This is a genomic window from Calothrix sp. PCC 7507 (genome assembly GCF_000316575.1).
Classification (GTDB): domain Bacteria; phylum Cyanobacteriota; class Cyanobacteriia; order Cyanobacteriales; family Nostocaceae; genus Fortiea.
On sequence record NC_019682.1, the window covers coordinates 3,162,852 to 3,188,798 of the forward strand.

Annotated in this window: 24 protein-coding genes; 17 read left to right on the forward strand and 7 right to left on the reverse strand. The window is 42.7% G+C overall.

The window, feature by feature from the left end; translation table 11 throughout:
* The first annotated feature begins 29 nt into the window (after positions 1-29).
* From CAL7507_RS13385 to CAL7507_RS13435, 10 genes are all read left to right on the forward strand, one after another.
* Entirely contained in the window at positions 30-674 is a 645-nt protein-coding gene (locus tag CAL7507_RS13385) for a TetR/AcrR family transcriptional regulator (RefSeq protein WP_015129009.1), read from the forward strand.
* Between the two features lie 179 nt (positions 675-853).
* Positions 854-1,396 carry a Spy/CpxP family protein refolding chaperone gene (locus tag CAL7507_RS13390; RefSeq protein ID WP_015129010.1) on the forward strand — a complete coding sequence of 181 codons (543 nt, stop codon included), beginning with the start codon at positions 854-856 and terminating at the stop codon, positions 1,394-1,396.
* A 261-nt stretch (positions 1,397-1,657) separates the two neighbouring features.
* Entirely contained in the window at positions 1,658-3,229 is a 1,572-nt protein-coding gene (locus CAL7507_RS13395) for an efflux RND transporter periplasmic adaptor subunit (protein WP_015129011.1), read from the forward strand.
* Positions 3,230-3,252: 23 nt separating this feature from the next.
* A complete protein-coding gene (locus CAL7507_RS13400; protein ID WP_015129012.1) occupies positions 3,253-4,533 on the forward strand; it encodes an ABC transporter permease in 1,281 nt (426 codons plus the stop codon).
* 72 nt (positions 4,534-4,605) lie between these two features.
* Entirely contained in the window at positions 4,606-5,028 is a 423-nt protein-coding gene (locus CAL7507_RS13405; protein WP_015129013.1) for a four helix bundle protein, read from the forward strand.
* Positions 5,029-5,135: 107 nt separating this feature from the next.
* Positions 5,136-5,807: an ABC transporter ATP-binding protein gene (locus CAL7507_RS13410; protein ID WP_015129014.1), complete on the forward strand. Its 672-nt coding sequence runs from the start codon at positions 5,136-5,138 to the stop codon at positions 5,805-5,807.
* Positions 5,808-5,852: 45 nt separating this feature from the next.
* Complete coding sequence (locus CAL7507_RS13415) at positions 5,853-7,274, forward strand: TolC family protein (protein ID WP_015129015.1); 1,422 nt, start codon at positions 5,853-5,855, stop codon at positions 7,272-7,274.
* Positions 7,275-7,670: 396 nt separating this feature from the next.
* The gene (locus CAL7507_RS13425; protein ID WP_015129017.1) at positions 7,671-9,143 is read left to right on the forward strand and encodes an efflux RND transporter periplasmic adaptor subunit; all 1,473 of its coding nucleotides are present in this window, start codon (positions 7,671-7,673) and stop codon (positions 9,141-9,143) included.
* Positions 9,140-10,357 (forward strand): ABC transporter permease, encoded by a 1,218-nt coding sequence (locus CAL7507_RS13430; RefSeq protein WP_015129018.1) that lies wholly within the window; start codon positions 9,140-9,142, stop codon positions 10,355-10,357. Before CAL7507_RS13425 ends, CAL7507_RS13430 begins: the two co-directional genes overlap by 4 nt.
* A 363-nt stretch (positions 10,358-10,720) precedes the next feature.
* Positions 10,721-11,443 carry an ABC transporter ATP-binding protein gene (locus CAL7507_RS13435; protein ID WP_015129019.1) on the forward strand — a complete coding sequence of 241 codons (723 nt, stop codon included), beginning with the start codon at positions 10,721-10,723 and terminating at the stop codon, positions 11,441-11,443.
* A gap of 78 nt (positions 11,444-11,521) precedes the next feature.
* Here the strand turns inward: CAL7507_RS13435 and rimM are convergent, their stop codons facing one another.
* On the reverse strand, positions 11,522-12,190 hold the full coding sequence (gene rimM, locus CAL7507_RS13440; RefSeq protein ID WP_042341322.1) for a ribosome maturation factor RimM: 669 nt from the start codon (positions 12,188-12,190) through the stop codon (positions 11,522-11,524).
* Between the two features lie 7 nt (positions 12,191-12,197).
* Positions 12,198-13,481 (reverse strand): valine--pyruvate transaminase, encoded by a 1,284-nt coding sequence (locus CAL7507_RS13445; RefSeq protein WP_015129021.1) that lies wholly within the window; start codon positions 13,479-13,481, stop codon positions 12,198-12,200.
* Positions 13,482-13,813: 332 nt separating this feature from the next.
* On the opposite strand from CAL7507_RS13445, the gene CAL7507_RS13450 reads away from it, so the two are divergent.
* The 4 genes from CAL7507_RS13450 to CAL7507_RS13465 all read left to right on the forward strand — a co-directional run bounded on the left by CAL7507_RS13450 (position 13,814) and on the right by CAL7507_RS13465 (position 17,448).
* Complete coding sequence (locus tag CAL7507_RS13450; protein WP_042342150.1) at positions 13,814-14,923, forward strand: S-(hydroxymethyl)glutathione dehydrogenase/class III alcohol dehydrogenase; 1,110 nt, start codon at positions 13,814-13,816, stop codon at positions 14,921-14,923.
* A gap of 152 nt (positions 14,924-15,075) precedes the next feature.
* On the forward strand, positions 15,076-15,930 hold the full coding sequence (gene fghA, locus CAL7507_RS13455; protein ID WP_015129023.1) for an S-formylglutathione hydrolase: 855 nt from the start codon (positions 15,076-15,078) through the stop codon (positions 15,928-15,930).
* Positions 15,931-16,138: 208 nt separating this feature from the next.
* Positions 16,139-16,936, forward strand: a complete 798-nt coding sequence (locus CAL7507_RS13460) for a Tab2/Atab2 family RNA-binding protein (protein ID WP_015129024.1) — start codon at positions 16,139-16,141, stop codon at positions 16,934-16,936.
* 272 nt (positions 16,937-17,208) lie between these two features.
* A complete protein-coding gene (locus CAL7507_RS13465; protein WP_015129025.1) occupies positions 17,209-17,448 on the forward strand; it encodes a hypothetical protein in 240 nt (79 codons plus the stop codon).
* On the opposite strand, the gene dcm is transcribed toward CAL7507_RS13465, so the two are convergent.
* Together dcm and CAL7507_RS13475 are read right to left on the reverse strand one after the other, a co-directional pair.
* Positions 17,379-18,677: a DNA (cytosine-5-)-methyltransferase gene (gene dcm, locus CAL7507_RS13470; protein ID WP_015129026.1), complete on the reverse strand. Its 1,299-nt coding sequence runs from the start codon at positions 18,675-18,677 to the stop codon at positions 17,379-17,381. The genes CAL7507_RS13465 and dcm overlap by 70 nt on opposite strands.
* 289 nt (positions 18,678-18,966) lie before the next feature.
* Positions 18,967-19,251, reverse strand: a complete 285-nt coding sequence (locus CAL7507_RS13475; protein ID WP_015129027.1) for a DUF2470 domain-containing protein — start codon at positions 19,249-19,251, stop codon at positions 18,967-18,969.
* 301 nt (positions 19,252-19,552) lie between these two features.
* On the opposite strand from CAL7507_RS13475, the gene CAL7507_RS13480 reads away from it, so the two are divergent.
* Positions 19,553-20,314 carry a metallophosphoesterase family protein gene (locus tag CAL7507_RS13480; protein WP_015129028.1) on the forward strand — a complete coding sequence of 254 codons (762 nt, stop codon included), beginning with the start codon at positions 19,553-19,555 and terminating at the stop codon, positions 20,312-20,314.
* A 23-nt stretch (positions 20,315-20,337) separates the two neighbouring features.
* Here the strand turns inward: CAL7507_RS13480 and CAL7507_RS13485 are convergent, their stop codons facing one another.
* Positions 20,338-21,198 (reverse strand): M48 family metallopeptidase, encoded by an 861-nt coding sequence (locus CAL7507_RS13485; RefSeq protein WP_015129029.1) that lies wholly within the window; start codon positions 21,196-21,198, stop codon positions 20,338-20,340.
* A gap of 489 nt (positions 21,199-21,687) precedes the next feature.
* Here CAL7507_RS13485 and CAL7507_RS13490 point away from each other — a divergent pair, with 489 nt between their 5' ends.
* Positions 21,688-22,221, forward strand: coding sequence for a DUF4330 domain-containing protein (locus tag CAL7507_RS13490; protein WP_015129030.1), 534 nt, complete (start codon positions 21,688-21,690; stop codon positions 22,219-22,221).
* Between the two features lie 70 nt (positions 22,222-22,291).
* Here the strand turns inward: CAL7507_RS13490 and CAL7507_RS13495 are convergent, their stop codons facing one another.
* Both CAL7507_RS13495 and CAL7507_RS13500 read right to left on the reverse strand, forming a co-directional pair.
* Complete coding sequence (locus CAL7507_RS13495) at positions 22,292-23,350, reverse strand: DMT family transporter (protein WP_015129031.1); 1,059 nt, start codon at positions 23,348-23,350, stop codon at positions 22,292-22,294.
* A 304-nt stretch (positions 23,351-23,654) separates the two neighbouring features.
* Positions 23,655-24,137, reverse strand: a complete 483-nt coding sequence (locus CAL7507_RS13500; protein ID WP_015129032.1) for a DM13 domain-containing protein — start codon at positions 24,135-24,137, stop codon at positions 23,655-23,657.
* 497 nt (positions 24,138-24,634) lie between these two features.
* Here CAL7507_RS13500 and CAL7507_RS13505 point away from each other — a divergent pair, with 497 nt between their 5' ends.
* Positions 24,635-25,921 carry a GAF domain-containing sensor histidine kinase gene (locus tag CAL7507_RS13505; protein ID WP_015129033.1) on the forward strand — a complete coding sequence of 429 codons (1,287 nt, stop codon included), beginning with the start codon at positions 24,635-24,637 and terminating at the stop codon, positions 25,919-25,921.
* Positions 25,922-25,947 lie beyond the last annotated feature (26 nt).

A 25,947-nucleotide genomic window follows, 5' to 3' on the forward strand; every position in this document is an offset into this window, starting at 1 on the left:
TAAATTAATAAGTATGTACTCACTTACACATGGCTCGTAGACCCAAAATTACCAACCAGCAAATCTTAGATGCAGCACGTCAAGTCTTTCTCCAAAAAGGCTTTGGCGGCTCAACTCTAGAAATTGCTCAACGAGCTGGTATTTCTGAAGCATCAATTTTCAAGCGCTTTGCCACAAAAGAAGAGTTATTCTTTGCGGCAATGGGAATTCCAGATCAACCCTTATGGATTAAAGAACTGGATTCTCTTTCTGGCAAAGGGGATATCAAACAAAATCTCATTCAAGTCTGCTGCCAGATTTTGGAATTCTATCGTGAGATCATGCCATTATTAATGATGCTACGTTCACGAGGGAATGTTCTCCCAGAAATAGTCCCCAAATCAGAGCCGAAACCTATCCAGGATCTCAAAATCCTGACTGGTTTTTTGGAGTATGAAATTAAACTAGGGCGGCTGCGTCCTTGTGAACCTAAAACAGTTGCTCACATCCTACTAGGCTCGCTGATGAACTATGTTTTCTTAGAGCAGATGTTACCTCCAGTTACGATGCTCACATCGGAATCAGTCGCGACAACTAGTGGGTCATCAGGCTTATCCATAGACGAGTCAACCTTTATCCAAAGTCTTGTGGAAATTATCTGGCAGGGAATTGCACCAATTCACCTAACTCCGTAACTCAGTGCAAGCAGGCAGAACGTAGAAGGAATATTAATGTGCAAACTATAATCACAACAGCTGATTGCACTCGACTGAAAACTGCTGTGGTTATTTTTGCTGTGCTGTACTAGCTGTATATTTTTTTTGCTCATTAATTAAGTTAGTACTTACATATTAATTTATCAGGAGTTAATTGCATGTTTTTTAGTCGTAGTGTGCTTTTAGGAATTCTCTTATTATCTTTTGGTAGTGCAGTTGCTTTGGCGGCTCCAAGTTTTCTGTTTCATCCATCAATTGCTCAAATTCCCGCTCAAAAACCCCGTGCTGAACTTGGTCAGGTAGAGCTAATTCAGGCTCTTAATCTGACACCAGAACAACATCGAGCAATTGAAGCCAATTTCAATCACAACAAAGAGCAAATGCAGCGAAAACAACAAGCACTGCAACAAGCAACAGAGGAATTACGTACACTAATAGAGGGAACAGCAATAACAAATCAAATCCGCGAGAAACATAGAGAAATTCAAGAGCTGCACTTTTCACTGGAGAATATGGGTTTTGAAAGTATGTTAGCAATTCGAGAAGTACTGACTTTGGAGCAGCGCCAGAAGTTTTCTGAATTGATCCAAAAGCAGATGCGAAGTTTTCCTGATCAATCTCAAGAGCCAAATAATGGGAATCACTTACAGCAGCAGGTGGAAATTCTTAGTGTGTCCTCTACTCAGTTACCACAACGCTAATATTTATAGCTCAGATAATTTAATAATGATTTAAAAGCGATCGCCTGACATAATCATCAAAATTTGAGCTTTTATCTCAGCAAAACTGGTGACTTTGGTCATATATGAGTTGCGAGTTATTAATGACTTTGGTCATGTATGAAGTGAGCGCTTTTTGTTCGATAATTACTAGCATGAATTTATACGATTATGGGAACTAAGTTATACTTGTAACCATAAAAAAGGAATTCGGTAGCCGTTCTTTCTACACCGGAAGTAGACATGACAAGCAATACATCAAACCCTGTAGATTCATCGGCGTTGGTTGCAGAAGCCAAGAAAAAAAAAGGTAGGAATCGTTGGCTATCTTGGCTACTTGCCCTAGCCCTGTTGGGTGGAATTGGCTACGTAATTTATTATCAAGTAGCTGTGGTTTCCCGGCAGGAAGCAAGACGCCGAGTTTTAACACAGCCTGTAGAAAGGCAGAATTTAGCGATCGCAGTTTCTGCAAATGGTACGGTAAAACCCGAGAGGTCAATCAACCTCAGTCCTAAAAATTCCGGTATCCTCAAAAGACTGCTGGTTAAAGAAGGCGACACCGTTAAAGAAGGGCAGATTGTCGCTAACATGGATGATTCCAACCTGCGGGGACAACTCATTTCTGCTCAAGGCTCTTTAGCACAAGCACAAGCAAACTTGCAAAAAGCGATCGCTGGTAATCGCCCTCAAGATATTGGTCAAGCACAAGCACAACTCGATGAAGCCGAGGCGAATTTGCAAAAAGCGATCGCTGGTAATCGTCCCCAAGATATTGGCCAAGCACAAGCACAGTTACAAAACACTCAAGCCGCTCTCAATAAAGCAGAAGATAATTTCCGTCGCAATCAAGACCTATACAACACTGGCGTGATTTCCCTTCAGACTTTAAATCAAAGCCGTGCAGATCGTGATGCCGCCCAAGCTACAGTGAATGTGTCAAAACAAGCACTGGGGTTGCAAAAAGCCGGTTCACGCCCAGAAGACATCGAGCAAGCACGGGCTGTGGTGAAACAGAGACAGCAAGCCTTAGCACTCCTGAAAGCAGGATCGCGCCAAGAAGATATAGAGGTAGCCCGCGCCCAGGTGACATCAGCTCGTGGTACGTTACAAAACACCCTCGCCCAAATCAACGACACGGTAATTCGCGCCCCTTTTGATGGCGTGGTGACGAAGAAATACGCCGATCCAGGCGCTTTCGTGACCCCCACAACTGCCAGTAGTGACGTATCTTCTGCTACTTCGTCTTCAATTTTGTCCCTAGCTTCTACCAATGAAGTTGTGGCAAATTTAGCGGAAACAAATATTTCTAAAATCAAGCTTGGTCAAAAAGTCACAATTCAGGCAGATGCCTATCCAGGCAAAACCTTTGAAGGCAAAGTCAAGCAAATCGCCGCCCAATCTGTAGTTTCACAGAACGTTACCAGTTTTGAAGTGAGATTAACACTCACAGACCCAGAAAGGTTGCTGCGGTCTGGGATGAATGTGACAGCAGATTTCCAGGTAGGCCAATTAGAAAATGTTTTAGTAGTGCCGACAGCTTCCGTAGTGCGTCGAGAAAATGCTACAGGCGTGTATGTCCCCGGTAATAATAACAGACCGAGGTTTATTCCTATTGAGACTGGCGTAACTGTAAATAATTTTACCGAGGTTAAATCGGGATTGACAGGAACCGAGAGGGTATTGCTGAGTTTCCCACCAGGGTCAAGACCGCAATCAACACCTCGGGGTGGAGTGTTTCCTGGTCTAGGAGGAGGTGGCGGTGGCGGCGGTGGTCGTTCTGGAGGCGGTCGTTCTGGAGGCGGTGGTTCTCCTTAAATTTAGTTTTTAATATAACAATTATGTTTAAGGTGTTTAAGGGTTTTTATAGAGCTAAGAATACCCGTACAGTCCCACTGCTAGAAATTTTGTTAATGGCGGCGGAAACGTTGTGGAGTAACAAATTACGCACAGGACTAACGATGCTGGGTGTGATTATTGGGATTTCCTCAGTGATTGCGATTACTTCTGTAGGACAGGGAGTGCAAAAGGGAGTTGAGCAACAGATACAAGCCTTGGGTACGGATGTGATCCAAATCTTAGCGGGTGCAGCCAGAAGTGGAAATGTGCGACAGGGAGTAGGTTCGAGTAGTACTTTGACGTGGGAAGATGCGAAAGCGATCGCTAAACAAGCACCATCTGCTCAACTTGTTTCTGCCTACCTACAACGCAATGCACAAGTTGTGTATGAAGGACAAAACACATCAACAACCATTTACGGTACAGATTTAAACTACCCAGAAGTGAGAAATACTCACCCCCAACAGGGGAGATTTTTTACTCAAGAAGAACTAGATACGGCTGTACAAATGGCTATTCTTGGGCCGACAGTCCAGAAAACACTCTTTGAGGCGGGTGCAAATGTCATAGGTCAAAAAATTCGGATTCAGGGGGAAGCTTATGAGGTGATTGGGGTGATGGAACCTAAAGGCGCTCAAGGGCCGATGGATCGAGACGACCAAGTTTTTATCCCTCTGACAACCATGTCGAAAAGACTAGTTGGTAACAATGCGCTGACAGGGGTTTCTGTAAGCGGGATTTTAGTTAAAGGCGCAAATCAGGAACAATTAGAGGCGGCTCAATTTCAAGTCACCAATGTCTTACGCCTACGTCACAACATTTATCCGCCACAAGCCGATGATTTCCGATTGACTAACCAAGCTGATATTGTTAGCACCTTCACTAATGTCGTGGGTTTATTTACGATCATGGTGGTAGCGATCGCCGGTATTTCGTTAGTTGTTGGCGGGATTGGGATTGCCAATATTATGCTAGTTTCTGTTGTGGAACGGACAAGAGAAATCGGGATTCGTAAAGCAGTAGGCGCTACTAACTCAGCCATTCTCAATCAATTTTTAGCCGAAGCGATCGTGATTTCTATCGTTGGTGGCTGTATTGGACTCTTAAGTGGTATTGTGATTGCTTTTGCATCTGCAACTATTTTTAAATTTCCTTTTGTAATTTCTTTTTTATCAATTATTGCTGGATTTGCACTTTCCTTGAGTGTTGGCTTAGTGGCTGGGGTGATTCCTGCACGGAATGCTGCCAAATTAGATCCAATTACTGCTCTACGTAGCGACTAAGCTGAGTGCTGAGTGCTGAGTGCTGAGTTTTGAGAGTAGATGTCGAAATTATAAGTGTGAGTGGTCAGTAGAATGAGTAAAGTTGAACGATTTGAGGATTTGATTGCTTGGCAAAAAGCGAGAATTCTTACTAAAGATATTTATCACGTAACTCAGCAGGGTAATTTTTCTAGAGACTTTGGGTTGTCAGGACAAATACAAAGAGCCGCCGTTTCTATTATGTCTAACATTGCAGAAGGTTTTGAAAGAACTCATTTAGGAGAATTTCATCAGTTTCTTTCTATAGCCAAATCGTCTTGTGCAGAACTACGTTCTCAACTCTATGTAGCTCTGGATGTCAGCTACCTCGATCAAGTCAAATTCAACCAACTTCTTAATCAAACAGAAGAAGTTGCCAGAATTATTGGTGGTCTTCGGATCTCCGTGGAAAGACAAAAACACCAAAAAACTCATTACAAAAATAGTGCTGAGTCACGAGTAACGAGTATTGAGTGACAAGTAAAATCAATTGCACTCAGCACTACTGAAACACAACTCATCACCAAGTACTAAATAAACTCTCAAAACTCAGGACTAAGAACTCAGGACTCAGCACTACTAAAATGCCTACAATGATCTGGATGGAATCTATTACCAAAACCTACCACTTAGGAGAAGTTGATGTTCCCATACTCAAGGGAATTCAACTTTCTATTGAGGAAGGGGAGTATGTTTCTATTATGGGAGCATCAGGTTCTGGTAAATCTACACTGATGAATATTGTGGGATGCTTAGATCGTCCCACTAGTGGACAATATGTTTTGGAAGGCAGAAACCTGACGACTTTTGATGATGACGAATTAGCGTATATTCGTAACCAAAGGATAGGTTTTGTTTTTCAACAATTTAATCTGTTGGCGAGGGCGACAGCATTAGAAAATGTCATGTTACCGATGGTTTATGCCAATTTGCCCAAGCCAAAACGCCGTCAAAGAGCTTTAGAAGCTTTGGAACGAGTAGGATTAAAAGAGCGCGTTGGCAATCGTCCCAGTCAACTTTCTGGTGGACAACAACAACGGGTAGCGATCGCTCGCGCTTTGGTCAATCGACCTGCATTAGTTTTAGCAGACGAACCAACAGGAGCTTTAGACACCGAAACTTCTCATGAAGTAATGAGTTTACTGACAGAACTAAATCAGCAAGGTATCACAATTGTGATTGTTACTCATGAGCCGGATATTGCTGCTCAAACTAATAGAATTATCCGAGTTCAGGATGGTTTGATTGTCGGTTGATTCATTTATTTAATAGTTATCAGTTAGCAGTTATCAATATTCAAGATGAATTCGATTTTTTTATTTGTGCATTCTTCCACTGTGGCGATCGCAGCAGCTATTCTCATCACAACCTTAAGTGATATTGCAGGCGCTGTAACTCCAACCGAAACGCAGCAATTACCAACTAATTCTGTACAAGCTAATGACCTTAACCCTAACCCCAATCCTTTACTATTTCCCACCAAGCCAGAAGAGGTGAAAATTCAAGGAACTGTATCAATTAGTTTGGCACAGGCTCTAGAACTAGCACAACGCAACAATCGGGATTTACAGGTAGCAAGATTAGAACTAGAACGCTCTCAAAATGCGCTGCGCGAGTCTCAGGCGGCTTTATTTCCTACCCTTGGTCTAAGTAGTGGAGCAACTAACAGTGGTAATGGTTTTACTACCAGTCGCTCTCCAGCTACTACCTCTTTTAATGGTCAAGCGCAACTGACATATAACCTCTACACATCAGGAAACCGAGACGCTACCATCCGAGCAGCGGAAGAACAAGTGCGTGTGGATGAATTCGATGTTGAAAGTCAGGCACTGACAATTAGCTTGAATACCACTACTCAATATTATGATTTGCAACAAGCAGATGAGCAAGTAAGAATTAACCAGTCGGCGGTGGAGAATTCCCAAGCTAGTTTGCGGGATGCTCAAATTCGACTCCAAGCTGGAGTAGGTACACAATTTGATGTTTTGCAAGCTCAGGTGACATTAGCAAATTCTCAACAAGATTTGACTAATTCGCGCTCACAGCAGCGAATCGCACGGCGTCAGTTTGCCGCTTTGTTAAGTTTGCCACAGTCGGTAGATATCAGTGCCGCAGACCCTGTAAAGTTAGCTGGTCTTTGGCAACCAACTTTAGAAGAAACTATCATCCAAGCTTTTCAAAACCGTCCCGAACTACCACAGCAGTTGGCGCAACGCAATATTAGTGAGCAACAGCGACGTAAAGCACTTTCGGCCTTAGGACCGCAAATTAGTTTGACTGGTAGCTATAGCCTACTAGATCGGTATAGGGATGGTGTTGGCGTTGCTGATGGTTATTCGGTGGGAGTGCAAGCAACTTTAAATTTATTTGATGGCGGAGTCGCAAGAGCGCAAGCAGCACAGTCAAAAGCTAATATTGCGATCGCTGAAACGCAATTTGCTAGTCAGCGTGACCAAATTCGCTTTGATGTAGAACAATACTACTCTCAATTGCAATCTAATCTGGATAATGTGCAGACTTCTACAGTGGCTTTAGAACAAGCTAGGGAGACTCTGCGTTTAGCAAGGATTAGAGTCCAGGCTGGCGTCGGTACTCAAACAGATGTGATTTCCGCTCAAAACGATCTCACAAGAGCTGAAGGTAATCGAGTGACTGCGATTTTGGATTACAACCGCGCTTTGGCTAATTTACAACGATCTGCCATTTCCAGGACTGCACGCTAGTGGTTTGTCAGGGTTGAAATGAGGGACTGTAGTGTGAGCGTCTCGCTCACGCGGGCTTTTCGGCCCGCACTACCAAAAACCCCTCAAAACAAAATTGACAAACCACTAGTTGAAAAAGTCGATAATGCAATTCTGGAGAATGTGCAGACTTCCACTGTGGCTTTAGAGCAAGCTTCAGAATATCCCCGGGTTCTAAAGTCACCCACTCAGGTGAAGGCATATAGAAGTATTAGCGGCTAATATGGAGAAAGATTAAGCAATTATTAAATTAATTGTTAACTTCCTGGTTATTTCCTTGAGTAAGATTTGATCCCAAAGTTTTAGAAACCATAAATTCCTCTACTCGTCCATTTACCCACAGCTATTCTGGCAAAGCAATCTTCATTGGCTGCTATTATGACTACCTATATAGAAATTCCCTTTATTGGCAAGAAACTTAAGTATCCATTACGTTGGCTGATGGGGTTGATAGCTGTGAGTGCCTTAGTTATTGGGACAACAACTACCCAGAACCTGCTGAATCAGGGGAAAAGCAAAGAAGATATTACCAATCTAACTGTCCCAGTGGCAACAAAAAACGTCACCCTGCGGATTACTGCTAGCGGTAAAGTTGTACCTGTGCAAAGCGTGAATATTAGTCCGAAAAACCCTGGTGTGTTGGCACAGTTGTATGTGGAACAGGGCGATCGCGTGCAGCAAGGACAAATTCTGGCAAGGATGGATGTGGGGGATATTCAAGCGCAAATCCTCCAATATCGTGCCAATTTAGCCCAAGTGCAAGCCCAATTAGATGAAGCACGTGCAGGGAGTCGTCCCCAAGAAATTTCGCAAGCCAAGGCGCGTTTAGCCCAAGCAGAGGCGCAGTTAGCTGCATCCCGTGCGGGTAATCGTGACCAGGAGATTGGACAAGCTCAAGCTCAGGTGGAATCAGCAAAAGCACAGGTAAACTTGACACAAGCACGAGTAAATCGATACCGAGCATTAACACAACAGGGAGCGACTTCTCAAGATCAGCTGGAACAATATATCAGTGAAGATCAAAGAGCCAAGGCTGGTTTAGCGGAAGCGCAAAAACGATTGTCGCTGCTGCAGAGTGGTAGTCGTAGCGAGGAAATCGACCAACGGGAAGCGGCTGTGACTGAAGCGCGAGCCGGATTAGTATTATTGCAAAATGGTAGTCGTCCTGAAGAAATTGCTCAACGCCAAGCCGCAGTCAAAGCAGCGCAAGCTCAGATCAAAGTAGTAGAAGTAAAACTCGAAGACACGATTGTCCGCGCTCCTTTATCGGGGATTGTGACTCAGAAGTATGCAAATATTGGTGCATTTGTCACTCCCACCACTTCTGCTTCTACGAGTGCGTCGGCTACTTCTAGTTCCATTGTCGCTGTGGCGCGGGGTTTAGAAGTGTTGGCTCAAGTCCCAGAGGCAGACATTGGCAGAATTAAACAGGGGCAGCAGGTAGAAATTGTCGCTGATGCCTATCCCGATCAAGTATTTAAAGGGAAAGTGCGCTTGATTGCTCCGGAAGCTGTGGTTGAACAAGGCGTGACATCCTTCCAGGTGCGGGTAGCTCTGGATACTGGCATAGATAAACTGCGTTCTGGCTTGAATGTTGATTTGACGTTTTTAGGCGATCGCGTCAGCGATGCTTTAGTATTACCTACTGTGGCAATTGTGACTGAGAAAGGCAAGACGGGCGTACTCGTACCCGATGCTAATAATAAACCCTTGTTTCGGGAAGTCACAGTTGGGGCACAAATTCAAGATCAAACTCAGGTTTTGTTAGGACTCAAATCAGGCGATCGCATTTTTGTCAACCCACCCAAAGACTACAAAATCGAAAAGGCGAAGGCACAAAAGAATCAATGAACTTCTTAGAAAGCGTGCAAATGGCAGGAAAAACCCTGCTATCTAATAAGTTGCGGAGCGCCCTAACAATGTTGGGTATTGTTATCGGTAACGCCTCCGTGATTGCCATGATTGGTATTGGTGAAGGGGGACAAAAGTTCGTTAATAAACAATTAGAGTCCCTAGGACCGAACGTGCTGTTTGTGATTCCAGGTAATCGAGAAACGCAACGCGTCTCTTTGGATTTGCCGAAAACGCTAGTTTTGTCAGATGCGGAAGCGATCGCCACTCAAGTACCCACGGTAGCAGAAGTCACCGCAGAATTGAACAGTAGACAGGTAGTAACTTATCGTAACAAAAACACTGATGTCAACATTATTGGTACAACTCCCAGCTTTTTAACAGTGCGGGACTTTGAAATCGGCACAGGCAGGTTTTTCACCGACGTAGATATGAAGCGTAGCAACCAAGTTGTTGTGCTAGGTGCGAAATTGGCAGAAAGACTGTTTGGTAATAGTAACCCTATAGGCCAGCAGTTGCGGATTAAGAATGCTAGCTTTCAGATAATTGGCGTGCTAACAGCCAAAGGCTCAAACCTTGGTGTTGATTATGATGATGCGGCCTTGATGCCCATTATCACAACAGCCAACCGGATTGTGGGGCGAACTTCTCCCTATGGATTAGAGTTGACTTACATTACAGCTTCTGCCAAAAATGCTGACAGTGTGGATGCGGCACAGTTTCAAATAACTAATTTGCTGCGTCTGCGGCATAAACTGGCTGGAGAAGATGACTTCACCGTCAACTCTCAAAAAGATGCTTTGCAAACCGTTGGTCAAATCAGCAGTGCTTTGACAATTATGTTAGCAGCGATCGCCAGCATCTCACTGTTTGTTGGTGGCATTGGTATTATGAATATCATGCTAGTTTCAGTAACAGAACGCACCCAAGAAATTGGATTGCGAAAGGCGATTGGGGCTACTGAGCAAGATATTTTGCTACAGTTCATCATTGAGGCTGTAATTGTTTCGGCAATTGGCGGCTTAGTTGGGACTGGTGTTGGTGTCAGCGGTATTCTGTTAGTGGCAGCTTTCACACCTTTAGAAGCGGGAATTTCGACCGTAGCAATTACAATGGCTGTGGGTATTTCTGGTGGTATTGGTTTATTTTTTGGTGTCGTTCCCGCCCGCCGTGCTGCCAAACTTGATCCGATTGTCGCTTTAAGAAGCGCTTAGTCACAGAGATTTGCCAGGGTGATGCGTCTACCAAAGATCCCCGACTTTTCAAAGCGGTGCGATCGCCTCTGGTGTAATCACCACACACATCGACAAAATCAACCAACACCTCACAATATCTCCTAACGCTCCACTTCATCCCTTTTGGGCTTCTTTGCTTTTGAGTATCGTTGCTACAATGTTATTGATTACCTTGGGTTGGTGGTGGATAAATAAAAGCCAAAGGAAACAAGGTAGAAAAAATTAATCTCTAATATAGCGGTTCTCTGTTGGATGCAATATAGTCTAGGGCGGGGTTTCCCCGCCCCTACAGGGTTCGCGATTTTAAACTGTACCTCATTGATCTGAAAACCGCTCTAACAAATGACAAATGACAAATCAACAATTATTCGCTTAGAAAATATTTTTAAAGTCTACGGTAGTGGTGAAACCGAAGTCAAAGCACTTAATGATGTAAATCTTGTGATCAATGAGGGCGAGTATTGTGCAATCATGGGGCCTTCTGGTTCTGGTAAATCTACAGCCATGAATATTATCGGCTGTCTTGATCGCCCCACGTCCGGACATTATTATTTAGACAACCTCGATGTTGCCCAAATAGATGATAAATCTTTGGCACATATTCGTAACAAAAAGCTAGGGTTTGTCTTCCAACAATTCCACCTCTTACCCCAATTGACAGCACTCGAAAATGTCATGTTGCCAATGGCGTATGCTGATGTCAAACCTGCTGAAAGACGCGATCGCGCTACGGAAGCTTTGATCAAAGTCGGCTTAGAAAAGCGCCTCAACAACAAACCCACTCAACTCTCTGGCGGACAACAGCAACGGGTAGCGATCGCTCGTGCTATTGTCAACCGTCCTGTCGTCCTCCTCGCCGATGAACCCACAGGCGCACTCGATTCTCGCACCACCCAAGAAGTTTTAGATATCTTTGGTGAACTCAATGCTAGTGGAATCACGGTAGTCATGGTGACTCATGAACCAGAAGTTGCTCGCCAAACTCAGCGCATTGTTTGGTTTCGTGATGGTCAAGTTATACATTCTAATTTGACACCAGCCGACTTAAGTCGTGTTGCGGCTTAAGAGGCAATAGGCAATAGGCAATAGTAGAGACGCGATTAATCGCATCTGTCAAATCCTTCACTGATAACTGATAACTGTTCACTGATTAATTTCCAATAACCCAGATGGTGGTGTAATTTCGACGCGGCGGGCTTGCAAGTCTACTACGGGTGCGATCGCTTCTACAAAGGGAATCAGAACAGTCTTTTGTTTTTGATCGCCGGCAAATGACGGGTGTAACTTTACTTCCAGTAAATCATGACCAGCAGAAAATACATCTATCACTGTACCCACAAGTTGGCCTGACGCTTGCAAAAAGACTTCCAAGCCGACTAAATCTGGGGTATAGTATTCGCCTTCTGCTAATTTAGGGCGATCGCTTGCCAACACCATCAACTTACAACCGCGTAAAGCTTCTGATTGATCGCGGGTGACTATACCTGCTAATTTGACGACATACAAGTTTTTGCCATCAATGTAACGTCCTCCTAGTAATTCGATTGGCTGAGGTGCTGTCTCACCAGGACGCAATAACCAGCGTTTTCCTGGTACCTCAAACCGTTCAGGAAAATCTGAGTCAGGATAAACCCGCACCTCTCCAGACATCCCTTGGGGTGCAACAATCTTGCCAATTTCTAGCCAATCATCAGGATTGGAGATGATAAATTGGGGATTGTTAGCCCTGTGCTGCTCTTTTTTCGCGTTTTTTGCGTTTTTTGCCTCTGCCTTTCGAGCAGGCGCGTTGCGTCTTGTGCTGTCCATTTCCATTACCTAACTAAGCTTTAATAGCCGCACGCTGATAAACTTGTTCAGCTACCTTGGCGAGACGTTGCATTCCAGTGACAATTTCCTGATCGCTACCTGTGAGGCTGATGCGTAAGCATTGGTGTTTGTGTGACCATTCTTCTTTTAAACCGGGGAAGAAAGTACTACCAGGTACAACAATTACACCTACTTGCTTCAGTTCTTGGTAGAATTCCCAATCAGTAATAGGTAAGTCTTGTAACCACAACCAAGCAAAAATAGCGCCTTCACCGCGATGGAGGAACCAAGGTAAATTATCGGGCATTGCTGCCTCTAAAGTATCTTCTAGCACCACAAACTTTTGTTGGTAGAAGGGGCGGATGACTTTTTCGGCAATTTCCGCCAAAGCGCCAGAGTTAATTGCACGAGAAGCGATCGCTTGTCCATAGCGTGAGGGATGAATACACAAGTTTGTCTGGAAAGACTCTAGCACTTGAATTAATTTTTCCTCACCAATGGCAATGCCAATGCGTTCACCTGGTAATCCTACCTTAGACAAACTCATGCAGTGTACGATATTCTCGCCAAACACTGGCGTCATCTCGGTAAAGTTCAACGCCGGGTAAGGGGGAGCATAAGCTGAGTCAATAAATACTGGCACATTATATGGCGCAGCGAGGGCAGCAATTTTTGTCACCTCTTCATCGGTGAGGACATTACCAGTAGGATTACAAGGACGGGAGAAGATGACGCAGCCAGTGCTTTCTGTAATCGATAGTTGGCTGAAATCTGGGCGATATTTAAACTTGTGTCCAGCTTTGTCAATATCTAGAGTTGGTTTGTAGGCGATTAAAGCTTCTGGTACCAAGCTAACGCCACCATAACCTGTGTAGTCGGGACTCAAAGGCAAAACAATTTGTTTGAGTTCGCCACTAGTAGTGTAACCGCCGAAGGAATTAGCCGCGTAGAAATAGAGGCTTTGACTGCCAGGGGTGATTAAGATGTTGCGATCGCTTAAACTTAACCCATAACGCCGATTAAAATCATTAGCGATCGCTTCAATCAATGGTGCATAACCTTGACTCGATCCATAGCGACACACCACCTCACCATATTCTGAACTAGCCAACAGTTCCGCTGTACAATCGCGCCACAACTGTTCTACCGCCGGCAAAATCAACGGATTCCCCGCACTCAAATTATTCAATTCCTGCCCTGCACCTGCTCTTAACGTTTCATTAATATCCTTCATAATCGCTCGAACACCAGTCAGGTTAGACATTTGAGCGCCGATTTTAGTTAGAGCAGGATTCATAGGCCGTGATCAAACAGATTAATTGAGGTGGATAAATTCTTCTTAGGGGATTGCTGCTGACACCATAATTTACGTCGCTGCCAAAACAGTACCGCCTTTAACCAATCTAACTAGAGAATGTCATTTTAACAAAAAAGGTGACAGGCAATAGGCAACTTGTACTGAGCGGAGCCGAAGTATAGGCAACTTGTACTGAGCGGAGCCGAAGTATAGGCAAGAGTCAAGGTGTCATTAGTTCTTTCCCCCTGCCCCCTGCTTCCTCAGTCCCCAATCCCTAATGCCCAATTAAGCTGTAAACTCAATATCAGGCGATTGACTAGAGAGATATGACCTTGGAAGTTAAAGCAGCAGTAGCTTACGGCGCGGGTAAACCGTTGACGCTGGAAACCGTGCAACTATCGGGGCCAGAAGCGGGAGAAGTGTTAGTCGAGATTAAAGCCAGCGGAGTTTGTCATACCGATGCATATACCCTTTCTGGTGCAGATCCAGAAGGTTTATTTCCAGCTATTTTGGGACATGAAGGTGCTGGTGTAGTAGTAGAGGTAGGTGCTGGCGTTACTAGTGTCAAACCAGGAGATCACGTCATTCCTCTTTACACCCCAGAATGTCGCCAGTGCAAATATTGTCTCAGTCTCAAAACCAATCTCTGCCAAGCAATTCGGCTGACTCAAGGACGAGGTGTTATGCCCAATGGTACTAGTCGCTTCAGTATTGGTGGAGAGACAATTCATCACTATATGGGTACATCCACCTTTTCTAACTATACGGTGCTACCAGAAATCGCTGTGGCGAAAATCCGAGAGGATGCACCTTTTGACAAGGTTTGTTACATTGGCTGCGGTGTCACTACTGGTATTGGTGCAGTTATTCATACCGCCAAAGTAGAACCAGGTGCGAATGTAGTAGTTTTTGGTTTGGGTGGTATTGGCTTAAATGTCATCCAAGGGGCAAAGATGGTGGGAGCTAATAAGATTGTCGGGGTAGATATTAATCCCAACAGACGCGCTTTGGCAAAAAAGTTTGGCATGACGCATTTTGTCAATCCCCGGGAAGTTGAGGGCGATTTAGTTCCTTACTTGGTTGATTTAACTGATGGCGGTGCTGATTATAGCTTTGAATGTATTGGCAATGTAAATGTGATGCGTCAGGCTTTGGAATGCTGTCACAAAGGCTGGGGTGTGAGTGTAATTATCGGTGTTGCTGCGGCTGGACAAGAAATTAGTACTCGTCCCTTTCAACTTGTGACTGGACGCGTTTGGAAAGGTTCTGCATTCGGTGGTGCAAGAGGGCGTACAGATGTGCCGAAAATTGTTGATTGGTATATGGAAGGTAAAATCAACATCGATGATTTGATTACCCATGTGATGCCAATTGAGCAAATTAATGATGCTTTTGATTTGATGCACAAAGGGGAATCTATTCGCAGCGTGGTGACGTTTTGAAAAACAAGATACTACTCGCTTGATCGTGCTGTCTTGCATAGTACCTTAGAGAGTTTAAAGTAATTTGTAATACTCGCCCGATCAGCAAAGCTCAAGCTTTCGGCGATCGCTTTTATCCCGATAAACCTGCAACTGATAATTTAATGGCATAAATGACTAATCTTCATCTCCTCTCAGAATATAAATCCTTTGGTGGAAAAGTCGGCTTTTACTCCCACGCTTCTACTACCTGTAACAGTGAAATGCGCTTTGCTGTCTATCAACCACCACAAGCAACTCAAAAACCTTTGCCAATTCTCTATTTCCTTTCTGGTTTAACATGTACAGAGGAGAATTTTATCGTCAAAGCAGGGGCGCTAAGTTGGGCGGCTGAGTATGGGTTGATACTAGTTGCACCAGATACTAGTCCTCGAAATACAGGTATTGCTGGTGAAGATGACGAGTGGGATTTTGGTACAGGTGCGGGTTTTTATGTGGATGCAACAGCCGAACCGTGGTGTCAGCACTACCAAATGTATAGTTATATTGTCCACGAACTACCTGCTGTAATTGCCGCAAATTTCCCTGTACAACCTGAGAATCAAGGGATTTTTGGTCATTCAATGGGAGGACATGGGGCACTTATCTGTGCAATGAGAAACCCACAAATATATAAATCAGTTTCCGCGTTTGCACCTATTGTGGCACCGATACGTTGTCCTTGGGGTCAAAAGGCGTTCAGTCGTTATCTCGGCAACGATCCAGCAGCTTGGCGTGCTTATGATGCTAGTGAATTAGTCAAGCAAGTGGGATATCACAGTTCAATTCTCATTGATCAAGGAACTGCCGATAAATTTTTAGCCACACAATTGCTACTAGAGGTGTTTGAAGAAGCTTGTACAACAGTGAATCAGCCTCTAGATTTGCGTTATCAGGCAGGTTATGACCACAGTTATTATTTTATCTCCAGTTTTATGGCAGATCACATTCGACACCATGCGATCGCGTTGAGCGCAGGTATAAAATAACAACACCTTTGTTCTCATAAATCGGATCAAGAATTGCTTGCTTTTCAAGCTTGACAAGGATTGGACAAAACAGGAGCGATCGCTCCTATTCTCCATACAGCAGTCGCCCCCATTGTTAGAACATGACAGTGATATAATTACAGACTCAGGAATAAAGGGTGCATTGCGGCAAGCGATCGCATTCCCAATTTTGTATTTTGAATTGCTTATGAGTCTGGTTTGGCAGGCTGATTTTTATCGTAGTTCCCAGCGTGACACAGCAGGACAAGTTTTATGGGAGTTGTTGCTTTGTGATGCAACTCGCAGCTTTGAGTATACAGCCACCTGTCCCCAGTCAGCAGCTAATTCCAACTGGCTAACATCTCAAATAGAATTAGCTGCTGGCGGAAAATTTCCAGAAGTGATTCAGGTATTTCGTCCGCAATCTTTGAGTTTAATAGAGGCTGCGGGGCGCAATTTAGGTATTAACGTCGAACCTACCAGGCGGACTTTGGCAGTAAAGCAGTGGTTAAAAGAGAAACAATATCCTTTAGCACTAGATAAGCCACCTCCATCACCATTACCCGAAAATCTTTGGGGAGAACAATGGCGTTTTGCTACACTCCAGGCTGGTGAACTTGTTGATGTGTTTGCGGAACGCCCAATACCCATTCTGCACATACCAGAATTTCTCCAACCAATCAATTTGGGTTTGGCGTCAACAGTGCCCGTTCCCGGTGTGGTAATTTATGGTGGTAGACAATCAATGCGTTTAGCGAGATGGTTAAATGAAGCCAGCCCCGTCGAGCTAAATTATATTGCTGGTGAACCCGATGGCTTGGTTTTAGAAGCCGCTTTAGTGGATAGGTGGATTGTGGCGACATTTGCAGATTCTGAAGTTACAGCCGCAGCAAAGCTCTATGAACAACGCAAACAGCAAAGTCTCGGATTACATTTTCTGTTAGTGCAACCAGATGATTCGGGGATGACTTACAGTGGCTTTTGGTTGTTGAGGGGAGAGGAGTAACAGGATGGGATTTTTAAACGCAGAGGAGCGCGGAGGTTAGCGCAGAGGGACGCTGAGGTTTTTTGAGAAAATTTACTATGAATTAATAAAACTTTGGGAAAGTCTGTAGATTTTACTGTTTCTAGTACCGCAAGGCGGAAGTCAAAAGTCAAAAGTCAAAAGTAATATGGAGTAAGCTTTTTAGCGATTGAGAATGGTCTGCTTATTTCCGCCGCACTGTACTAGTATGATGATAAAATCATACTAAACAGTAAAACTAAAAGGTAATACCGATGCTCAAAGTCACAATTACCTTAGAAGACGATAACCTCCGATTTGTAGATCAATATGCACAAGGTAATCGTAGTGCATACATCAATAAACTGCTTGCAGAACGCCGTCGCCAAATTTTGCAAGCAGAAATGATTGCAGCCCTTAAACAGGATGCTGAAGATCCAGAATATCAAGCTGAAATTGCTGCTTGGGATAGTGTTGTTGGAGATGGTATTAATATCTTTAAAATCACTTCTTGAGCCACAGCTTTCACTACATTAATACTCACCGAATTACCCAGTTGATAGTAAGCTTTATCATCATTAGGATGCAAGATAAAACTATCAGGAAAACCTTGCAGTCGCGCTGCTTCACGGGGAGTTAGCCGCCGCACTCTCTGATTGTGATAAACTCCTAATCTATTGGCATCACTAGCAACTAGTGTTACGGAAATTTTATCGGGATCGACAAATTTATAAACCTCAAAGGAAAAATTACCTGATAAAGGTTTATATTTACCATTAATAAATTTTAAATATTTCTTGTTAACTAAAGTATCTAGAATTTCTCCAAGATGGGGATGTTTAAAAAAGCTAGATATTTGCTCTTTTGTGAGTAATTTTCCATCTTGTTCTCGACCAAATTCTTTATTGCGTCTCTTTAAAATGAAAAGATTCATTAAAGCAATTTCATCAGCGCTACACTCACCACGCAAGCCTAATTCCCAAGAATGAATCGAGTTTCCACCGCGATAATCAATCAGCCGCACACCATGTAAGCGATTTAAATTACCATGAAATATCCGTTTTAAAGCATTGACAAACTCTGGTGAACAATCATACTTACTATCAGGATTATTTTCTAATATATCAGCAACAGTTATAGGCTTTTGAGCAGGATAAAATAAAGATAGTTGCTGAGGATTATAAGAGTGGGAATCTTTCGGCCCCACATCAGACATTAATTTCAAGGTAGGAGAAGCATCTAAGATTCCTACTAAATAAATTCTGACTCGGTTTTGCGGTAAGCCGAAGTTAGCGCTGTTGAGTAAAAAAGCATGAAAGCTATAACCTCTTTTTTGAATTTCATGCTGAATTGTTGCTAGGGTTTTCCCTTCATCATGGCTGTAAAGTCCTCGGACATTTTCAAAAATAAAAGCTTTTGGCTTATAGCTGTCAAGCAATCTAGCGATTTCAAAAAAAAGTGTACCCCTAATATCACCAAAGCCTGCTTTTTTACCAGCATGAGAAAAAGACTGACAAGGAAAACCAGCTAATAAAATTTCATGTTCTGGTAGACTATCTATAAGCCGAACATCACCTAAAGGCTTGTGACCAAAATTTTCCTGATAAACTAATTGAGCATCTGTGTTGATTTCACTGCTTAAAACACATGTGCTTGCTATATTTAAAGAATCAGCAGCTTGTTCAAAGGCTAATCTGATTCCGCCAATTCCTGAAAACAAATCAACAAACCGAATCTTCTGCATAGATATTCAGCAATATAACTGAGGGTGGAGAAACCCCGCCTCTACAGGCTTTGTGATTTAAAACTGTACATCACTGAGCGGAAAACCGCCATATCTTGATACTTATAGTATTCCTATTTGATTTTGAAAATATAGGTTTGGCAGGCAGTGCTACAATATATTACAAAGACGGACTAGAATTCTATAAATTCAGTCCGTATAAATATAGGTAATTAATTGTTGTTTATTAAATTTGAATTGTAGTTGGTGTAGAGACGCAAAATTTTACGTCTCTACAAGGGTTTTAAAATCACTTGGCTTGAACCCGCACCTGCTTTATCATTGCAATTAGAGTTTGGTGAGCATCTTCTGCATTTGCTAAAGTATGGTCGAAAGGAATGCGAACTGGTACAGTTTCCCCATTCACCTGTGCTGTTAAATCCATACCGTCGGCGTCAATAGCAAGCATCTGGGCTGCTGTTGCATCTACTACACCTGCGAAAGCTTTAGCATAGAGAACCACCGCATCACTATGATCCTCATTCATGTGTTTGCAAATACGTGAGCTGATTTCAGCTGAGAACTCTTCAGACATTGTAAAATTCCAAGTAAGCGATACTGCGACTGGGTAAATTCTAAGCTAATGTGGACATAATTTGCTGATGAATACCTTTGTTGAATCTGCCTGATTTTGACTTTATCACCCCGATCAGGGATCTTTGTGGAACAGGCTTGAGGTTGCCTATTTGCCAATCAATCTGATTTTTAGACTAGAAGTATAAAAATAAATTTACAATGAAAGATAGTTTGTCAAGTATTTTTACTTATATTTGTGGAATTTAGACAGCTTAAACTGTAGCAGAACTTCTAAGTAATATTATTCAAGTGAACAACATATGAGTAAAATTAATCGGCGTCGAATTGTAATTGGGGATATACATGGTCACTATGAAGGACTGATGACCTTGCTAGAAGCGATCGCCCCTGGCTCGGATGATCAACTCTATTTTTTGGGAGACTTAATCGATCGCGGTCCCCAAAGCGCACAAGTAGTTGATTTTGTCAAAGAAAATAACCATCCATGTTTGCTGGGTAATCATGAGCAGATGTTATTAAACATTTTGAGCAATGGCGGCGCAACCACCCCAGCAATGCAATCATGGTTATATAGTGGGGGGCAAGCAACTGTAGCCAGTTATCAAGAGGCAACAATTCCCCACGATCATTTAGATTGGTTTAAGGAGCTACCTACCTATCTTGACTTAGGAGATATTTGGTTAACCCATGCAGGTGTTGACCCTGAACTTCCTTTGGCGAAACAAACCTCTGAGCAATTTTGCTGGATACGAGACGAGTTTCACAGTATTGAGCAGCCCTACTTCCCAGATAAGCTAATTATTATTGGTCACACCATCACCTTTACACTACCTGGTGTGGCTCCTGGTCAACTGGCTTTAGGAAAAGGCTGGTTAGATATAGATACTGGTGCTTATCATCCCCGGAGTGGCTGGTTGACTGGACTGGACACTACAAATAACTTAGTTTATCAAGTCAACGTCTTTAAAAAGCTAGTTCGGACTTTGACTTTAGCCGAAGCAGCGATCGCCATTGATCCAACTAAAATCAAAGGCGATCGCCGTAAAAAGCAACAAGCATAGTCTATTGATTTGGCAAAATGACATTAATACCTAACTAATGCCCGAATATTAGCTTTATAAGTATTATTATCTAAACCGTAGCGCCCATTGCTAGGCAGGGAATTAATGGAGTTTTTCAGGGCATTAATGCGATCGCTAGTTGCTGGGTGAGTACTCAAAAATGTCGGGCCAGAACCATTTTTCAGCAGTTTCTGCATGAAGGAAACCATCCCCGACGGAGCATAACCAGCGCGTGTCAGAGTTTTTAATCCTCTTTGATCAGCATTAAATTCATCTTGACGACTGCGAGGACGGTTGAGTGCTAGTTCTACACCAATTCCCACTGCTTGATTGCGATCTAAACCGGCGGCTGTCGCTAAACCACTAGCAAGGGCTTTTTGCTGCATCTGTTTGACTAGATGTCTACCAGTAATGTGACCAATTTCATGGGCAAGGACACTGGCTAGTTCTGCCTCATTGTCTGCTGTTTTCAGCAAACCTGTATTCACATAAACAAAACCGCCTAAAGTCGCAAAGGCATTAATAGCGTCATCTTCGACTACTTGGAAAGTATAGGGGAGATTGGGGCGATCGCTATTAGCTGCCAACCGCTGACCGATTTGTTCTACATAGCGAACCAACTCAGGGTTGCGACTCAATCGAACTTCACTGCTCTGCAATTCCTGATTCATCTGCTTACCAAGATCAACTTCTTGGCGATCGGATATATTAGATAGCTGCAGTACCTGGACTCCCTGTAACAACAGCGGTAGTAAGTCTAGAGCCTTTCCTGGCATAGGTGTACTCAGGCACAGACTCAAGGCGACTACCACCGAAACTAACGGATAAAACCAGCGACGTCGCCACAAACGATAACTTGCAGACAAGCCTTTCCAATTAATCATGATCCGGTTTAAGAATAATCTTAGGAGAATATAAAACTATGAGACGAATTTACAGCTTTTTAAGTTGCATTTTTCACTCAATACCAAAGATATAAGCTAATCAGCATTTGATTTGCATATTTCATCGTGTAGACTGTTGACTGTTAACTGTTGACTGTCAACGGTCTACAAAGAAAAATGATTGATTGTGTAACGGATAAGCGTTTTAGCTTATCTCCTTATATAGCCCTCAAGGATTATCATCATTAGCCCGGGAATATACGCAGAAGACCTCTACCAGAGAACGCACATTTTTCAGCAGTAGCTAGAAGCAGCCAGAACGCTAAAAGTAGGCAAATTCCACACGCAACTTCAGTAGTCATGATAAACTGTCGCTTGACCTCAACGCTCCACTACTACTATTGCTTGCCAGGTAGGGAACATTGCCATGACCCTCATTAAGCCTGCTGCTACAATCGATTATTCCGCTCATATCTGGGAACACTTATTATGGCTATTTTAGATTCCAAAGGTCGCCTGTTCGGCAAAATCAACCTTCTTGATTTAGGTGCTGTGCTAGTAATTTTGCTAGTTATATTTGGCATCTTTATCTTCCCCGGAACATCTGGTTCCGTAGCCCAAGTTGGTGCTAAAACAGTACCCATTGAGGTAGATTTATCAGTTCGTGGTTTGAATGTGCGTGATCCTCAGCAATTATTTGCCAACGGATTACAAAAAGGTGGCAAAACTAACGTAATTATCCGCAATCAACCCTATGGACAGATTGGGATTAAATCAATTCAACAACTACCAAGAACAGTAAATGTTACCCAACCTGACGGAACTGTCAAAGAATTACCAGACCCAAAAACCAACAACTTTAGTACAGATTTTTTGTTGACTTTAGAAGGCAAAGCACAAGTCACTGCTAATGGGCCAGTTTTAGGTAACAGCAAAGTAAAAATTGGTATGCCATTTGAATTAGAAGGCTTTAACTACAACTTTAATGCCACAGTTATCGATGTCAGAGTGAAAGATAAATAATATTCCTGTTTTGCTGTCTAATATCTACTCTTATAGCCCCCTATTGGGTGGCTTTTTTATGTCTAAAATCTTATAATCCTTTGAATCCCATGCCAGTTTCTACTTGCTGTTCTGCTGGTATAGAATTTACGTTGCTAAGGGCAAATCTTTTATTTGTCTGCCGCCAAATACCAAATTGGCTTAGGAGTAAGCCTAGTAATATCAAGCTACCGCCGATATATTGAGGTAAGGTGGGGGCTTCACCCAAAATTAAATATGCTGCTAGCAGTCCTGCAATTGGAGTAAAGGAGCCAATTAAGGAAGCTACAGATACAGTAGATGTTTTCAAGCCTTTAATCCAGAATGACTGACCTACTACCACAATTAACCCGCCATATAGCAACATCCACTGCCACAAGAACGGTGAAAATACATCAGCAAAATGATCTCTACCATAAAGTACTAAAGCAATGAAGAAAAAGATGACGGTTCCTAGTGCAGTCCGAAAAATACTGTAGATTCCTAAAGAGATTTGGGAAAGGTATTTCTTGCCAATAATCGTAGAAATAGCTACAGCTATAGATCCTGCTGCTGCTAACAGTTCCCCTATGCCTAAACCAAAACCTCCCATATTCATCATGCCTTCTCCTTGAGGCTGAAGAATGATAGATAGAATAACACCGATAAAGGCGGCGATCGCCCCCATAAATTCCCAAAAACTTACCCGTTCCCGCAATAGCCAGACTGATAAAGCTAAAGTTAGAGGCGGTTCTAAGCGTCCCACTAAAATAACGTTATTCACCCCTGTGAGTGCGAGTGCTTGGAAAATTAAGCCAGGGGCCAGCGCTCCTGATAAAATAGCTACTGCTATTAAACTCACCCAATCTTTCCTTGATAGTTGTTTTAAAGCAGCTTTATTCCACTGTTTCCCATAGATGAGAATCAAAAGTATCAAGGCGCAAAGATTGCCCACGAATAAAACATTACATAAAGAAATCGGATTACGTCCACCCATAAAATGTTGGGCACCAATTTCTGTGAGCTTGCGGGTGACTGCACTAGATGATCCAAAAATTAGGATTGCTAGCCAGAGATATGTTTGTCCCGAAATTCTATGGATTAAGCGATGTCGTCTTCTCAGTCTAGTCACAATAACACTTAAATTGCTGCTTTCAAGCTATTAGTATATAGTCCTTAATTTATTTATGTCTTTTAATGGTCTTGGTTTTATTTTAAAGAGATCGCAAAACTAATACTTCAATTCAGTAAGTCAGTTGGCGTAAATAAACCAAATTATGTTACATAACGTAAATAAACAGACTGAAAACTCTAACCAATGAAAAATGCTTCTCTACGAGAGGCTATGCCGAAGGCTTTACGGCTACACTCAGTAGAAGTGACCAATGACCAATGACGATCATTACCAGTTAACTTTAATTACGCCGATCTACTTACTAAATTAAATTGGCAGCACCAAAAGTAGCATTAAACTTGCGACACCAGATAGCAGCAGATTTATATTCTGCTAAATTGATGTTATCAGGAATGAGATATGTTTGAGCGCCACTAGATTTTTGTAAAGGAGCAAGGATGATATAATCTCCTCTTTTTAACGGATAGGATGGTGGTTTAGTGGAATTAATTACATTATCTGCACGATGCAAAATTATTACCAAATCTGGACCTGAGTCAGAAGTCTTAAATGAAGGCTGAAGCTTTAGTAAAAATTTACCGTTTTGATTAATAATACGAACTGTTCCTTTAGTTGTATGTTCTCCAGAAGCAAATGTGCCTGACTTGATGGCAGTTGGCTCTTGCAATTGTATTGATGGGGCTAAAGACTTGGCTGCACTAGACTGATTACTTGATAATTCTTGGACGCAGCTAAATATGGCGATAGAAGACAAACCTAGTATTAACAAATATCTTAATTTCATGAGTTGTATCCTCTGTTTATTAATCAGTAATATAGCTTTTCTGACCTTTTAACTGATTATCACTTGAACAATTAGTATCAAAATTATGAATATATAAGAATTTATATCTAGAAAGCTGATATTTTGTTGAGAAAGTTCTTATGAATTTCTCAGCAAAACCTAAATTTTCAGACTATAGGATTAGTATTTGATTTCTGAAATACACGTAGGGGAGCCACCCTCGTGCGCGGGTTTCCCGCGTTGAGAGGAGTGGCGTTGGGCATTGCCCACCATATCATGGTTTTGGTGGGCATTGCCCACCCTACAGATACGGAGATTTTTTCAATAATCAAACCGGATTCCTATATGAAGCATCAACCCCAATAAGCATAACCTTTCATCATCAACAAAACAGACTAAAATCAAGTTATTTCTACGAGGGGCGTAGCTGTAGCAATGTTCTGGGCTTGTTTGACTTAACTGACAATAAAAACATTTATTTTTGTCCACCTAAAACTATGAATAAAGCTAATGATGATGAAATGTTGTTGCAAAACCAATTATGGCAACGTGAACGGCAAACCATAGCCCGTTTATCATCTTTGAACTATCGAACTGGCGAACTGGCTAGCTATTTGCACAACATTGCCTGTGGAGTTAGTGATTTACTTGAGGTAGATTGGTCGGTGGTAACGCTTTGTCAGAAGGGATTTGAGAAAGTGCTGGCTAGTAGTATTGATATGGGCGAGGGCGAACATGTTTATTCACTACACGGTTCTTTAACTGGGACTGTTATTCAAATGGGCCACTCTTTAGCCGTGAAAGATGCTCAACAAAACCCAGAGTATGGAGAAGCTCCAGAAGGCTACTGTGCATATTTAGGGATACCGTTGCGGACGGCTGAAGGTGAAGTGATTGGTACTGTTTGCTCTTTTCATCAACAACCAAGAGATTTTACAAAAGGAGAAATCCAAATTGTGGAACTGTTTGCTGAACGTGCGGCGACAGCAATTGACAACTATCATCTTTATCAACAACAGTGCCAATTTAATCAGATTTTAGAGGCTGAAGTCGAAAAACGAACATTAGAATTGCGAGCAGCACAAGCCAAGCTTGTCGAACAGGAAAGACTGGCGGCTATTGGTGAATTTGCTGCCATGATTGTCCATGAAATTCGCAATCCCTTGACCACAATGATCATGGGATTGAAGTATTTTCAAAAAACCATTCTGACGGAATCAGCACGAGAGCGATTATCCTTAGCGCTTGGCGAAGCTAGTCGTTTGCAGCGTCTGTTGGGGGAAATTTTGCTCTATGCCAAGCCCCAGATGTTGCAAGTTTGTGAATTAGATTTAAATGAATTTATTCGTGAATTACTTGTCTTTATATGTGAGATGCCAGAAGCACTGGAAAGACAAATTGAATTTATTCCCGCGTCGTCTGCGGTGAAAATCTTAGGGGATAAGGACAAACTGACACAAGTATTTATTAATATTGTTCGCAATGCTTGTGAGGCAGTTGCCGCCGGAGATATCGTTAGATGGGAAGTAGACTGTTCGCAGACAGATAAAGTCTGCATTTATGTTCACAATGGCGGCGACCCTATTGAGCCGGAAGTTCTCCCCCAGCTTTTTGTACCATTTTTTTCTACAAAACCTGGCGGTACTGGGTTAGGGCTGGCTATTAGCAAACGCATCGTCAATGCTCATAGTGGGGAACTGTTAATCTGTTCTGAGTTGGCAACAGGTACTACCGTAAGCGTTCAATTACCTGTTTCACCGTTTCCACAAATAGTATGGGTCTAGTAAGTAGCTAGGCATAAATATTTATC

What these genes read in the sequence shown, in the direction of transcription:
- CAL7507_RS13415 (WP_015129015.1), top strand. Translation starts at nt 5,853, where the DNA reads ATGAATTCGATTTTTTTATTTGTGCATTCTTCCACTGTGGCGATCGCA.
- fghA (WP_015129023.1), top strand. Translation starts at nt 15,076, where the DNA reads ATGACTAATCTTCATCTCCTCTCAGAATATAAATCCTTTGGTGGAAAA.
- CAL7507_RS13405 (WP_015129013.1), top strand. Translation starts at nt 4,606, where the DNA reads ATGAGTAAAGTTGAACGATTTGAGGATTTGATTGCTTGGCAAAAAGCG.
- CAL7507_RS13490 (WP_015129030.1), top strand. Translation starts at nt 21,688, where the DNA reads ATGGCTATTTTAGATTCCAAAGGTCGCCTGTTCGGCAAAATCAACCTT.
- CAL7507_RS13505 (WP_015129033.1), top strand. Translation starts at nt 24,635, where the DNA reads ATGAATAAAGCTAATGATGATGAAATGTTGTTGCAAAACCAATTATGG.
- CAL7507_RS13465 (WP_015129025.1), top strand. Translation starts at nt 17,209, where the DNA reads ATGCTCAAAGTCACAATTACCTTAGAAGACGATAACCTCCGATTTGTA.
- CAL7507_RS13400 (WP_015129012.1), top strand. Translation starts at nt 3,253, where the DNA reads ATGTTTAAGGTGTTTAAGGGTTTTTATAGAGCTAAGAATACCCGTACA.
- CAL7507_RS13500 (WP_015129032.1), bottom strand. Translation starts at nt 24,137, where the DNA reads ATGAAATTAAGATATTTGTTAATACTAGGTTTGTCTTCTATCGCCATA.
- CAL7507_RS13385 (WP_015129009.1), top strand. Translation starts at nt 30, where the DNA reads ATGGCTCGTAGACCCAAAATTACCAACCAGCAAATCTTAGATGCAGCA.
- CAL7507_RS13485 (WP_015129029.1), bottom strand. Translation starts at nt 21,198, where the DNA reads ATGATTAATTGGAAAGGCTTGTCTGCAAGTTATCGTTTGTGGCGACGT.
- CAL7507_RS13460 (WP_015129024.1), top strand. Translation starts at nt 16,139, where the DNA reads ATGAGTCTGGTTTGGCAGGCTGATTTTTATCGTAGTTCCCAGCGTGAC.
- CAL7507_RS13425 (WP_015129017.1), top strand. Translation starts at nt 7,671, where the DNA reads ATGACTACCTATATAGAAATTCCCTTTATTGGCAAGAAACTTAAGTAT.
- CAL7507_RS13395 (WP_015129011.1), top strand. Translation starts at nt 1,658, where the DNA reads ATGACAAGCAATACATCAAACCCTGTAGATTCATCGGCGTTGGTTGCA.
- CAL7507_RS13430 (WP_015129018.1), top strand. Translation starts at nt 9,140, where the DNA reads ATGAACTTCTTAGAAAGCGTGCAAATGGCAGGAAAAACCCTGCTATCT.
- CAL7507_RS13435 (WP_015129019.1), top strand. Translation starts at nt 10,721, where the DNA reads ATGACAAATGACAAATCAACAATTATTCGCTTAGAAAATATTTTTAAA.
- CAL7507_RS13390 (WP_015129010.1), top strand. Translation starts at nt 854, where the DNA reads ATGTTTTTTAGTCGTAGTGTGCTTTTAGGAATTCTCTTATTATCTTTT.
- CAL7507_RS13410 (WP_015129014.1), top strand. Translation starts at nt 5,136, where the DNA reads ATGCCTACAATGATCTGGATGGAATCTATTACCAAAACCTACCACTTA.
- CAL7507_RS13475 (WP_015129027.1), bottom strand. Translation starts at nt 19,251, where the DNA reads ATGTCTGAAGAGTTCTCAGCTGAAATCAGCTCACGTATTTGCAAACAC.
- dcm (WP_015129026.1), bottom strand. Translation starts at nt 18,677, where the DNA reads ATGCAGAAGATTCGGTTTGTTGATTTGTTTTCAGGAATTGGCGGAATC.
- rimM (WP_042341322.1), bottom strand. Translation starts at nt 12,190, where the DNA reads ATGGAAATGGACAGCACAAGACGCAACGCGCCTGCTCGAAAGGCAGAG.
- CAL7507_RS13480 (WP_015129028.1), top strand. Translation starts at nt 19,553, where the DNA reads ATGAGTAAAATTAATCGGCGTCGAATTGTAATTGGGGATATACATGGT.
- CAL7507_RS13445 (WP_015129021.1), bottom strand. Translation starts at nt 13,481, where the DNA reads ATGAATCCTGCTCTAACTAAAATCGGCGCTCAAATGTCTAACCTGACT.